Consider the following 11,338-nt stretch of genomic DNA (forward strand, 5'->3'; position numbering starts at 1 on the left):
CGCCCAGACCGCCGCGTACGGCCACTTCGGCCGCGAGCTGCCGGACTTCACCTGGGAGCGCACCGACCGCGTCGACGCGCTGAAGGCGGCCGTCGCGGGCTGAGCCCGCTGCTGCGGTCGGAGCCGCTCGTCGGGGAGTTCTTCCTCGGCGGGCGGCTCCGTCGTGCGGTCGGGGTCCCGGGGGCTGCCGGTCGGGGTGTCGGGGTCGGCGGAGTTGTCGGCGGGGTCCGCTAGGTTGGGGGGCGTGAGCAGCGCGGACGGCACCGGGGAGCAGTTGGCGTTCATCCGGGAGACGGTGCGCCGGGCGAAGCCGCGGGCCGCGCGCGGGGTGGTGCTCGCCGAGCGGTTGCCGGTGGCGCGGGTGCTGGTCGACAAGGGCGTGCTGAGCCTCGACCAGTACTTCGACTACGCGGTGCCGGAGGCGATGTCCGAGGAGGCCCAGCCGGGCGTCCGGGTCCGGGTGCGGTTCGGCGGCAGGGTCGGCGCGCACGGGCGGCGCGAGGGCGGGGCGCTGCACGACGGGTTCGTGGTCGAGCGGCGCGAGGACTCCGACTACCCGGGGCCGCTGGCGCCGCTGGCCCGCGTCCTGTCGCCCGAGCGGGTGCTGACGCCGAAGCTGCTGCGGCTGTGCCGGGCCGTCGCCGACCGCTACGCCGGGACGCTCGCCGACGTGCTGCAACTGGCCGTCCCGCCGCGGCACGCCGGGGCGGAGGCCGAGCCCTCGCCGCGCCCGCTGCCGCCGCCGCCGGCCCCCGCGCCGGGCAGCTGGGAGCGGTACGCGTACGGCCCCGAGTTCCTGGCCTCGCTGGCGGGCGGGCACGCGCCGCGCGCGGTGTGGACGGCGCTGCCCGGCCCCGAGTGGCCCGCCGAGGTCGCCCGGGCCGTCGCGGCGACGCTGGCGGGCGGGCGCGGCGCGCTGGTGGTGCTGCCGGACGGGCGGGCCGTCGCCCGGGTCGACGCGGCGCTGCGCGGCCTGCTCGGGGAGGGGCGGCACGCGGTGCTGGCCGCCGACGCGGGCCCGCAGGAGCGCTACCGGCGCTGGCTGTCGGTCAGCCGCGGCTCGGTGCGCGCCGCGATCGGGACGCGGGCGGCGGTGTTCGCGCCGGTGCGCGACCTCGGGCTGGTGGTGGTCTGGTCGGACGGCGACGGCAGCCACAGCGACCCGAACGCGCCCTACCCGCACGTGCGGGAGGTGGCGCTGCTGCGGGCCGCCGAGGAGGGCGCGGCGGTGCTGATCGGCGGCGTCTCGATGACCGTCGAGGCCGCGCAACTGCTGCGCTCCGGCTGGGCGCGCCCGCTGGCCGCGGCGCGGGAGACGGTCCGGCAGGTCGCGCCCCGGGTGCGCACCGTCGTGGAGACCGACCAGGCGCGGGACGAGGCGGCCCGGGCGGCCCGGCTGCCGTCGGTGGCCTGGGAGACCGCCCGGGAGGCGCTGACCCGGGGGCCGGTGCTGGTCCAGGTGCCCCGGCGGGGCTACGTGCCCCGGCTGGTGTGCGGGCGCTGCCGGGAGGCGGCCCGCTGCCGGGCCTGCGGCGGCCCGCTGGAGTCGCCGGGGGCGGACGCGGCGCCGGTGTGCGCCTGGTGCGGCACGCAGGAGCAGGACTGGCACTGCGTCGAGTGCGGGTCGTTCCGGCTGCGGGCCGCGGTGGTGGGCGTGCGGCGCACGGCGGAGGAGCTCGGCAAGGCGTTCCCGCGGGTGCCGGTGCGGACCTCCGGGCGGGACGCGGTGCTCGCGACCGTGCCGGGCACGCCCGCGCTGGTGCTGGCCACGCCGGGGGCCGAGCCGGTCGCCGAGGGCCCCGGGTACGCGGCGGCGCTGCTGCTGGACGGCTGGGCCCTGCTCAACCGGCCCGACCTGCGGGCCGGCGAGGAGGCGGTGCGGCGCTGGCTGACGGCCGCGTCGCTGGTCCGCCCGGCGGGCGAGGGCGGGACGGTCGTGATCGTCGCGGAGGCGGGGGCGCGGGCGGTGCAGGCCCTGGTGCGGTGGGATCCCGCCGGGCACGCGGGGGTCGAACTCGACGAGCGGGAGGAGCTGCGGTTCCCGCCGGTCTCGCGGATGGCCTCGGTGACGGGCTCGGCGCGGGGGGTGGCGGACCTGTTGGGGCTGCTGCGACTGCCTGCGGGGGCGGACGTGCTGGGGCCGGTGCCGGTCTTCGGGGGGGCGGCCGGGAGCTCGGGCGGGAGCGGGAGCGGTGCGGGGGGGGCGCGGGAGGAGGGGGTGGAGCGTGCGCTGGTGCGGGTCGCGCCGGGGCAGGGGGCGGCGCTGGCGGCGGCGCTGAAGGCGGCGCAGATCGCGCGGTTGGCGTTGCGGGGGGCGGAGACGGTGCGGATCCGGGTGGATCCGACGGACATCGGGTAGTGCGAGCGGGGTGGTGCGGAGCCGGGGGCGCGGGGAAGTGCGCGCGGCGGGGACACGTGAACGGCAGCAAGGTCGCGAAATAGTGCGAGGCGTCGTCCTGCGTCGCGATCTGGCTGTGGGTGTTCGGTTGGCCGCGCAGTTCCTCGCGCCCCTGGTTTCGCTTCAGCGGGCGCGCTGGGGGATGAGGGGGCTGGCCTGGCGGGCCTGGGGGATCGGGGGGCGGGCGGCCGTGGTGGTGGGGGCGGGGACCGGCGGGGGTTGGGGAGCGGGGGTGTCGGTGTCGCGGGGGGAGGGGAGGAGTTCGCCGGTGGGGCGGCGCATGCCGTAGCGGCGGTGGACGGCCTGCTTGGTGACGCCGAGCGCGGAGCCGACGGAGTCCCAGGAGAAGCCGAGGGCGCGGTCGAACTCGACGGCGGCGGCGACCAGGGTCTCGACGCTCTCGCGCAGCTCCTGGGCGAGGCGGACGGTCGGGGCGGGGGCGCGGCCGTAGACCACGAAGCCGGCGGAGGTGCTGGGGCGGCGGGGGCGGTAGACGTTGCCCAGTTGGGCGGTGAGCGTGCGCAGGGCGTCGACCTGGCGGCGGACCCGCTCGATGTCCCGCACCAGCAGGTGCAGGGACGCCCGGGCCCGGGCGTCGTGGTTGATCTGCTCGGCCATGGCCTCGTTGCCACCTCTCGGTCGGGTCGCGTGCTCGGGGCGCTCGCGCGTCCCGGTCAATTCGCATTGACCAACGCACGTCGGGTCGTTGGGTAACGCGTGGAGTACGACTCGGGATATGCCAGTGGCCGCTCCGAACCGGCGGCGGGGATTGCATAGACTTCCCGGAGGCCGTCGTTTCCGGCGGTCGTGTCGGTGCAGAGGGAGTCGCAGTCTTGGCAGTTCAGCCGATCCGGATCTTCGGCGACCCGGTGCTGCGGGCGACCGCGAAGCCGGTGACCGTCTTCGACAAGGAGCTGCGCAGGCTGGTGAAGGACCTGACCGACACCATGCTGGAGGCTCCCGGCGCGGGGCTGGCGGCGCCGCAACTGGGCGTCTCGCTGCGGGTGTTCACGTACAACGTGGACGGGGTGGTGGGCCACCTGATCAACCCGGACCTGTCGCTCAGCGAGGAGGAGCAGGACGGTCCGGAGGGGTGCCTGTCGCTGCCGGGCCTGCGCTTCGACACCAAGCGGGCGTACGGCGTGGTGGCCAAGGGCGTCAACATGCACGGGGAGCCGGTGACGGTGGAGGGCACCCAGCTGCTGGCGCGGTGCATCCAGCACGAGACGGACCACCTGGACGGGATCATCTTCATCGACCGGCTGGACCGGGAGACCCGGAAGGCCGCGATGAAGGCGATCCGGGAGGCGGACTGGGGCGGCGGCCCGGCGCCGACGGTGCGGATCTCGCCGCATTCCACGTTCGGGCCGATCCGCTGACCGCGGGCCGGGTCGGCCGTTCCCCGGCGTGAATCGGGAAAACCGATGATCGGCTGGAGCGTTCGTCCGATGGTCATTTTCCGGCAATCCGATCTTCTGACCTTCTGACCTTCTGAATCCAGTGAAAGGCCCCTGCCCGTGCGTCTCGTCTTCGCCGGTACCCCCGAGGTCGCCGTTCCCGCCCTGGAGGCCCTGCTGGCCTCCCGGCACGAGGTGGTCGCCGTGGTGACCCGCCCCGACGCGCCGGCCGGGCGCGGGCGCAAGCTGGTGGCCAGCCCGGTCGCGCAGCGCGCCGAGGAGGCGGGCATCGAGGTGCTCAAGCCCGTCCGGCCGAGCGAGCCGGAGTTCATGGCCCGGCTGGCCGAGATCGCCCCGGACTGCTGCCCCGTGGTGGCGTACGGCGCGCTCATCCGGCCCGGGGCGCTGGAGATCCCGGTGCACGGCTGGGTGAACCTGCACTTCTCGCTGCTGCCCGCGTGGCGCGGCGCCGCGCCCGTGCAGCACGCGGTGATGGCGGGCGACGAGGTCACCGGCGCGTCCACCTTCCGGATCGAGGAGGGCCTGGACTCCGGACCGGTCTTCGGCGTCCTCACCGAGACCGTCAAGCCCACCGACACCAGCGGCGACCTGCTCGGCCGGCTCGCGCACGCGGGCGCCGAGCTGCTGGTGCGCACCATGGACGCGATCGAGGACGGGCAGGCCCGGCCCGAGCCGCAGCCGCTCGCCGGGGTGTCGCTGGCGCCCAAGCTCACCGTCGAGGACGCCCGGATCGAGTGGACCCACCCCGCGCTGCGGGTCGACCGGGTGGTGCGCGGCTGCGCGCCCGCGCCCGGCGCCTGGACCACCTTCCGCGGCGAACGGCTCAAGGTCACCGGCCCGGTCCGCCTGCTGCCGGGCGAAACCGCCCTGGCGCCGGGCGAGTTGGCGGTCACCAAGAACAGCGTCCGGGTCGGCACCGGCAGCCACGAGGTGGAGCTCGGCGAGGTCCGTCCGCAGGGCAAGAAGGCGATGCCCGCCGCGGACTGGGCGCGCGGCGCCCGGATCGAGTCCGGGGAGCGCTTCGAGGGCTGAGGGCCGAGGGCCGAGGCCCGACGGGAGCCGGGTGGAGCGGGTGAGCGGCGGGTTCGGCCTAGACTTGGGGGAGACCCCACGTCGGGTCGGACCTGATCCGCAGCACCTTTTTGTTTCGAGGCACCCGTTTTGAGCACCCCCGCCGGCGCGAAGCGCGCCCCCCGCCCGCACCGCCGCCCCAAGAAGGACCCGGCCCGGATCGTCGCGTTCCGCGCGCTGCGGGCCGTCGACGAGCGCGACGCGTACGCCAACCTGATCCTGCCCTCGCTGCTGCGCGAGGCCGAGCGCAAGGGCATGGAGCGCCGCGACGCCGCCCTCGCCACCGAGCTGGTGTACGGCACGCTGCGCGGCCAGGGCACCTACGACGCGGTCATCGCGGCCTGCGTGGACCGCCCGCTGCGCGAGGTCGACCCGCCGGTGCTGGACGTCCTCTCGCTGGGCGCGCACCAGTTGCTCGGCACCCGCATCCCCAGCCACGCCGCGGTCTCCGCGACCGTCGAACTGGCCCGGGTGGTGCTCGGCGACGGCCGCGCCAAGTTCGTCAACGCCGTGCTGCGCAAGATCAGCGCCCAGGACCTGGACGGCTGGGTCGCCCAGGTCGCCCCGCCGTACGAGGACGACGCCGAGGACCACCTCGCCGTCGTCCACTCCCACCCGCGCTGGGTGGTCTCCTCGCTGTGGGACGCGCTGGGCCGCTGGCAGCCGGAGGCGAGCGGGCGGCAGGCGATGGAGCAGCTGCTGGAGGCCGACAACGCCCGCCCCGAGGTGACGCTGGTCGCCCGCCCCGGGCGCTCCTCGGTCGCCGAGCTGCGGGAGGCGCTGCCCGAGGTCGAGGACGGCCGCTGGTCGCCGTACGCGCTGCGGCTCACCGACGGCGGCGACCCGGCCGGGGTCGACGCGGTGCGGGAGAACCGGGCCGGGGTGCAGGACGAGGGCAGCCAGCTGGTCGCCCTCGCCCTCGCCAACGCCCCGCTGGACGGCCCCGACCGGCTCTGGCTGGACGGCTGCGCGGGCCCCGGCGGCAAGGCCGCGCTGCTGGGCGCGGTCGCCGCGGAGCGCGGCGCTGCGCTGGTCGCCTCCGAGAAGCAGCCGCACCGCGCCCGCCTGGTCGCCCGCGCGCTGGACGGCAACCCCGGCCCGTACGCCGTCATCACCGCCGACGGGACGCGCGGCGCCTGGCAGCGCGGGGCGTTCGACCGGGTGCTGGTCGACGTGCCGTGCTCGGGCCTGGGCGCGCTGCGCCGCCGCCCCGAGGCGCGGTGGCGCCGCCGCCCCGAGGACATCGCCGGATTCGGGCCGCTGCAGCGGGAGTTGCTGCGTTCGGCGCTGGACGCGGCGCGGGTCGGCGGCGTGGTCGGCTACGCGACCTGCTCGCCGCACCTGGCGGAGACCCGGGCCGTGGTCGACGACGTGCTGCGCGGCCGGGAGGACGTCGAGTGGATCGACGCCCGGCCGCTGCTGCCCGGCGTCCCGGACCTCGGCGAGGGGCCGGACGTCCAGCTGTGGCCGCACCTGCACGGGACGGACGCGATGTACCTGGCGCTGCTGCGGCGAACTGCCTGACGGCGCGCGGGGGGTGGACCCCGAGGTGCCGGTCGACCCCGGGCCGTGCGAGGCGCAGCCGGGGCTCTACGAGCCCTGCCCCGCCTCGGTCGCTCACTGACGGAGCGTCAACTCCCGTTCAGGAGCGCCGCGATCAGGCGCTGCAGGCCGCGCTCGAAGGCGGCGTCCGGGTCGGGCGGGGCGCCGCTGTCGGCGAGCGTGGCGGCCAGGTGGGGGTAGTCGCCGGTGGCGGTGGCGGCCTGCAGGTAGCGGACCAGGTCGGTCAGCCAGCGGGTGCCGGCGTTGCCGGAGCGCTGCTGCCAGTCGGTGAACTGGCAGACGTAGCCGGTGAGTTGGGAGAAGGCCTCCATCTTCGCGGTGCCGTCGAGCGGGGTGCCGTCCAGGGCGGCGAGGTGGAACTCGGTGACCCGCAGCCCGTTCGGGCCGAGGCCGGGACGCCGGGTGATCAGGGTGGTGGCCCAGCCGTGCCGGGACAGGATCGCCCGCAACTGGTGCGCCAGCAGGGTGAGATCGGCCCGCGGGTCGCCGCTGGGCCGGGCCGGGAGGTCGTACTCGGCGGCCAGCAGGTCGACCAGCAGGTCGAACAGGTGCTCCTTCTTCGGCACGTAGTTGTACAGCGACATCGTCCCGGCGCCGAGTTCGGCCGCGACCTTGCGCATGGTGACCGCGTCCAGCCCCTCGCGGTCGGCGATCTCCAGCGCGGCCCGGGCGATCGAGGTGCGGCTGTGTGCCGGTCTCGGCCCGCGGCCGGAGTACTCCGGGCGCAGCCAGATCAGCTCGGGTTCCTCGTCGGACGGCATTTCGCTTGATCACCTCGCGGTCCAGTCTAGGCGCCGGCGGGGCGGGCGGTAGGGTGCCGCGGACCGTGTGGTTCGGGGAGAGGGGCGGCGGATGGGCGGGCGGGACACGGGGCGGCCGAGCACGGCGTGGCTGCGGGAGGAACTGGCGCGGGCGGCGCGGGTGGTGGTCGTGGAGGCGGCTCCGCGCGAGGTGGACCGGCCCGGGGCGGCGCGGCTGGAGCTGACCGGCGACGGGATCGCCGAACTGGCCGCCCTGCTGGCGATCGTGGACGGCGGGACGGGGGACGTCTGCCGGTGCCCGGGGGGGCCGACGATCCTCCTGCACGGCGCGGACGGCGTGCGGTTCGCGACGTGGAGCCTGCACCACGGGACGGACCTCCGAGGGGTCGGGGACTGCGACGCCCAGCTGCTCCACGGCGCGGCGCTCGACGACTGGCTCGCCGAGCGCGGGCTGACCGGCCCGCGCGAGGTCCGGGAGGAGTCGGCCGCCGAGGACGCGCGCCAGGAGCGGCGCAGGCAGCGCTGGCTGGCGGCGGCCCCGCCGGAGCTGGCCGCGGCGGCGGCCGAGGTGGCCCGGGATTCGGACGACCTCGTGGCGTGGTCGGAGCAGCAGCGGCACGCCCGGGCCGGCTTCGCCGGGCTGGTCCGGCGGCACTGGCCCGACCGTGACGAGCGGATCCGGGCCCTGCTGGCCTGGCTCGCGCTCGCCGCGCGCGAGGAGAGCGGCGGGTCGAAGTGGTACGACATCGCCCTGCGGGAGCAACTCCTGGCGGAGGAGCCGGAGTCGGTGCTCGCCGCGCTCACCGTCCGCCCGCCGGAGCCCGCCCACCTGGACGGCGCCGCCCAGCTGTTCTGCGCCGCGCGGTGGGTCGACTCGCAGGGCATGGGGCTGCCCGAGCCGCTGCGCTCGATCCTGCTCGCGCACATCGAGGCGTGCGGCACCGGCCCGATGCGGACCCGGGCGGGCTGGGGCTACTACGGCGGGGGTGAGGGAGGGGGCGTCTGACGGTCGGGTCTTCTCTACGTACGGCGTACCTAGTAGAGTGGCACTACTACGTACGCTGTACTCAGAGAGGGCCTGCCATGAGCGACCCGGTCATTGCCGTCCGCGGCCTGTCCAAGCGCTTCGGTGCCACCGCGGCACTCGACGGACTCGAACTCGACGTTCCCGAAGGGGCGGTGTGCGGACTGCTCGGCCCCAACGGGGCGGGGAAGAGCACCCTGGTGCGGATCCTCTCGACGCTGGTGCGCCCGGACCGGGGGACGGCGAGGGTCTGCGGGCACGACGTGGTGAAGGACGCCGCCGCGGTGCGGCGGCGGATCGGGCTGGCCGGGCAGTACGCCGCCGTGGAGGAGGGCATCACCGGACGGGAGAACCTCGAACTGCTCGGCAGGCTGCACCACTTGGGCGCGGCCGGGGCCCGGGCGCGGGCCGCCGAGCTGCTGGAGCGGTACCGGCTCACCGAGGCCGCCGACCGGCCGGTGCGCGGCTACTCCGGCGGCATGCGCCGCCGGCTCGACCTGGTGGCCAGCCTGATCGCCCGCCCCCGGGCGCTGTTCCTGGACGAACCGACCACCGGGCTCGACCCCCGCAGCCGACGCGAGATCTGGTCCGCCGTGCGGGAGTTGGCGCAGCAGGGCAGCACCGTGCTGCTCACCACCCAGTACCTCGACGAGGCCGACCGGCTGGCCGACCGGATCGTCCTGCTGGACCGGGGCCGGACCGTCGCCGACGACACCCCCGCCCGGCTGAAGGCCGCGATCGGCACCCTGGTCGAAGTCACCCTCCCCGAGGACGCCGACCTCGAACGGGCCCGGGCCGTGCTCGCCGCGCTCACCGGCGGCCACCCCGCCGTCGACCCCGAGCAGCACCGGATCGGCGCCCTCTCCGACCCGGCCCGGCCGCTCGCCCTGCCGCGCCTGGTGCGGGAGTTGGACGCGGCGGGCGTCACCGCCTCGGACGTCGCGCTGCGCACCCCGTCGCTGGACGACGTCTTCCTGGCGCTGACCGGCGCGGAGCGCGGCCGGGCGGGTGCGGTCGAGGACCTGGGGAGGGTCGCATGAGCGTGACGACGATGCCCGTGGACGCCGCCGCCTCGGCCCGGCGGATCCTGCTGGTGTACCGGCACTCGCCCGGACTGCCGCTGGCCTCGCTGCTGGTGCCGGTCGCGATGGTCGGCGTGTTCGGGTACGTGTTCGGCAGCGCGATGAGCGTGCCGGGCGGCGGGGGCTACCGGGAGTTCCTGATGCCCGGACTGTTCGCGCTGGTCGCGCTGAACGCGGTGATGCCCGCGATGGTCGGCGGCGCCCGGGACGCCGGACGGGGCGTCACCGACCGGCTGCGGTCGATGTCGGTGTCCCGGCTGGGCCTGCTCACCGGTCAGGCACTGGCCGACCTGCTGGTCGCCGCCGCCGTCCTGGTCCCCACCGCGCTGGTCGGCCTGGCGGCGGGCTGGCGGATCCGGCACGGACTGGGCCCCGCGCTCGGCGCGTTCGGCCTGCTGCTGCTGTTCCGGTTCGCCTGCGGCTGGGTCGGCACCGCGCTCGGCCTGGTCGTCGGCAAGGAGGAGACGGCCGGCCAACTCGGCGCCCTGGTCATCCCGTTCGGCATGCTCACCAGCGCCTTCGTGCCCACCGGCGGGATGCCCGGCTGGCTGGCCGCGGTCGCCGAGTGGAACCCGGTCAGCGCCGTCGCGGAGGCCGGACGGCAGCTCTTCGGCAACCCGTCCGCGCCCGGCGGCGCCTGGCCCGCGCAGCACCCGGTGGCCGCCGCGCTCGGCTGGTGCGTCCTGCTGCTCGGGCTGGCCGTGCCGCTCGCCGTCCGCAGCTTCGCCCGCTCCGGGCGGTGAGACGCTCCGGGTGGTGAGACGCTCCGGGGGTGACGGTTACCGGGTGGTGACGGTTGTCGGGCGGTGACGGCTGTTGGGCGGTGACGGCTGTTGGGTGGTAGGGCTGTTGGGTGGTGGCGGCCGCCGGGCGGACCGGTGGCGCAGGTGGTACTGGACAAGCGGGCCGGAGCGGCAGAGGGTGGGAACATGGAGTACACCCACCTCGGCCGCACCGGCCTGTCCGTCTCCCGGCTCTGCTTGGGCACCATGAACTTCGGCCCGCACACCGTGGAGACCGACGCGCACCGGATCATGGACGCCGCGCACGGGCACGGCATCAACTTCTTCGACACGGCCAACGTCTACGGCTGGGGCGAGAACAAGGGCCTCACCGAGACCATCATCGGCAACTGGTTCGCCAAGGGCGGCGGGCGGCGCGAGAAGACCGTGATCGCCACCAAGCTGTACGGCGACATGGGCGAGTGGCCCAACGAGGGCAAGCTCTCCGCGCTCAACATCCGCCGCGCGGTGGACGCCAGCCTGCGCCGCCTGCAGACCGACCACATCGACCTCTACCAGATGCACCACGTCGACCGGGACACCCCCTGGGACGAGATCTGGCAGGCCATGGAGGTGCTCACCCTCCAGGGCAAGATCCTCTACGTGGGCTCCTCCAACTTCGCCGGATGGCACCTCGCCCAGGCCCAGGAGACCGCCCGGGCCCGCAACTTCCTCGGCCTGACCAGCGAGCAGTCGCTGTACAACCTGATCGAGCGCAGCGTCGAACTGGAGGTGGCGCCCGCCGCCCAGCACTACGGCCTCGGCCTGATCCCGTGGTCGCCGCTGCACGGCGGCCTGCTCGGCGGCGTCCTGCGCAAGGAGCGCGAGGGCGTCCGCCGCGCGTCCGGCCGCGCGCTGGAGACCCTGAACGAGCGCCGCGAGCAGATCCAGGCGTACGAGGACCTGTGCGAGGAGCTCGGCCACGAGCCCGGCGACGTCGCGCTCGCTTGGCTGCGCACCCGTCCGGCCGTCACCGCCCCGATCATCGGCCCCCGCACCGAGGAGCAACTCGCTGCGGCGGTGCGCTCGTTGGACGTCGAGCTGGACGCCAAGACGCTGGAGCGGCTGGACGAGATCTTCCCCGGCTACCGGACCGCGCCGGAGCACTACGCCTGGTGAGTCCTCCGGGCCGGGGGGGGGGGGGGGGGGGGGGGGGGGGGGGGGGGGGCCGCGGGGGGGGGGGGGGGGGGGGGGGGGGGTGAGGGTGGGGGGGGCGGCGGCGGGGGGGGGGGGGGGGGC

10 protein-coding genes are annotated in these 11,338 nt (G+C 76.0%); 8 read left to right on the forward strand and 2 right to left on the reverse strand.

Annotation, left to right across the window (positions count from 1 at the left end; all coding sequences use genetic code 11):
• The first annotated feature begins 235 nt into the window (after positions 1–235).
• Positions 236–2,359, forward strand: a complete 2,124-nt coding sequence (locus ACFY00_RS37625) for a primosomal protein N' (RefSeq protein ID WP_388038632.1) — start codon at positions 236–238, stop codon at positions 2,357–2,359.
• A gap of 162 nt (positions 2,360–2,521) precedes the next feature.
• Here the strand turns inward: ACFY00_RS37625 and ACFY00_RS37630 are convergent, their stop codons facing one another.
• Positions 2,522–3,016, reverse strand: a complete 495-nt coding sequence (locus tag ACFY00_RS37630) for a hypothetical protein (RefSeq protein ID WP_388038634.1) — start codon at positions 3,014–3,016, stop codon at positions 2,522–2,524.
• Positions 3,017–3,231: 215 nt separating this feature from the next.
• On the opposite strand from ACFY00_RS37630, the gene def reads away from it, so the two are divergent.
• The 3 genes from def (at position 3,232) to ACFY00_RS37645 (ending at position 6,411) form a co-directional block, all read left to right on the forward strand.
• A complete protein-coding gene (def, locus tag ACFY00_RS37635; protein WP_388038637.1) occupies positions 3,232–3,777 on the forward strand; it encodes a peptide deformylase in 546 nt (181 codons plus the stop codon).
• A gap of 138 nt (positions 3,778–3,915) precedes the next feature.
• On the forward strand, positions 3,916–4,848 hold the full coding sequence (gene fmt / locus ACFY00_RS37640; RefSeq protein WP_388038640.1) for a methionyl-tRNA formyltransferase: 933 nt from the start codon (positions 3,916–3,918) through the stop codon (positions 4,846–4,848).
• A gap of 129 nt (positions 4,849–4,977) precedes the next feature.
• Complete coding sequence (locus ACFY00_RS37645; protein WP_388038643.1) at positions 4,978–6,411, forward strand: RsmB/NOP family class I SAM-dependent RNA methyltransferase; 1,434 nt, start codon at positions 4,978–4,980, stop codon at positions 6,409–6,411.
• Positions 6,412–6,518: 107 nt separating this feature from the next.
• On the opposite strand, the gene ACFY00_RS37650 is transcribed toward ACFY00_RS37645, so the two are convergent.
• Complete coding sequence (locus ACFY00_RS37650) at positions 6,519–7,211, reverse strand: TetR/AcrR family transcriptional regulator (RefSeq protein WP_388038646.1); 693 nt, start codon at positions 7,209–7,211, stop codon at positions 6,519–6,521.
• A 91-nt stretch (positions 7,212–7,302) separates the two neighbouring features.
• Between ACFY00_RS37650 and ACFY00_RS37655 the strand changes: the two genes are divergently transcribed.
• The 4 genes from ACFY00_RS37655 (at position 7,303) to ACFY00_RS37670 (ending at position 11,218) form a co-directional block, all read left to right on the forward strand.
• Entirely contained in the window at positions 7,303–8,217 is a 915-nt protein-coding gene (locus ACFY00_RS37655) for a hypothetical protein (RefSeq protein WP_388038648.1), read from the forward strand.
• A 77-nt stretch (positions 8,218–8,294) separates the two neighbouring features.
• Positions 8,295–9,275, forward strand: coding sequence for an ATP-binding cassette domain-containing protein (locus tag ACFY00_RS37660; protein ID WP_388038651.1), 981 nt, complete (start codon positions 8,295–8,297; stop codon positions 9,273–9,275).
• Positions 9,272–10,060 carry an ABC transporter permease gene (locus tag ACFY00_RS37665; RefSeq protein WP_388038653.1) on the forward strand — a complete coding sequence of 263 codons (789 nt, stop codon included), beginning with the start codon at positions 9,272–9,274 and terminating at the stop codon, positions 10,058–10,060. The genes ACFY00_RS37660 and ACFY00_RS37665 overlap by 4 nt, the downstream gene beginning before the upstream one ends.
• A 186-nt stretch (positions 10,061–10,246) precedes the next feature.
• A complete protein-coding gene (locus ACFY00_RS37670) occupies positions 10,247–11,218 on the forward strand; it encodes an aldo/keto reductase (RefSeq protein ID WP_388038656.1) in 972 nt (323 codons plus the stop codon).
• The last annotated feature ends 120 nt before the right edge of the window (positions 11,219–11,338 follow it).

The sequence above is a fragment of the Kitasatospora sp. NPDC001540 genome (genome assembly GCF_042894345.1).
Lineage (GTDB): Bacteria > Actinomycetota > Actinomycetes > Streptomycetales > Streptomycetaceae > Kitasatospora > Kitasatospora phosalacinea_C.

Excerpts from the sequence above, each read along its gene's own strand:
- ACFY00_RS37630 (WP_388038634.1), bottom strand. The coding sequence starts at position 3,016 with ATGGCCGAGCAGATCAACCACGACGCCCGGGCCCGGGCGTCCCTGCAC.
- ACFY00_RS37650 (WP_388038646.1), bottom strand. The coding sequence starts at position 7,211 with ATGCCGTCCGACGAGGAACCCGAGCTGATCTGGCTGCGCCCGGAGTAC.
- ACFY00_RS37655 (WP_388038648.1), top strand. The coding sequence starts at position 7,303 with ATGGGCGGGCGGGACACGGGGCGGCCGAGCACGGCGTGGCTGCGGGAG.
- ACFY00_RS37660 (WP_388038651.1), top strand. The coding sequence starts at position 8,295 with ATGAGCGACCCGGTCATTGCCGTCCGCGGCCTGTCCAAGCGCTTCGGT.
- ACFY00_RS37665 (WP_388038653.1), top strand. The coding sequence starts at position 9,272 with ATGAGCGTGACGACGATGCCCGTGGACGCCGCCGCCTCGGCCCGGCGG.
- ACFY00_RS37670 (WP_388038656.1), top strand. The coding sequence starts at position 10,247 with ATGGAGTACACCCACCTCGGCCGCACCGGCCTGTCCGTCTCCCGGCTC.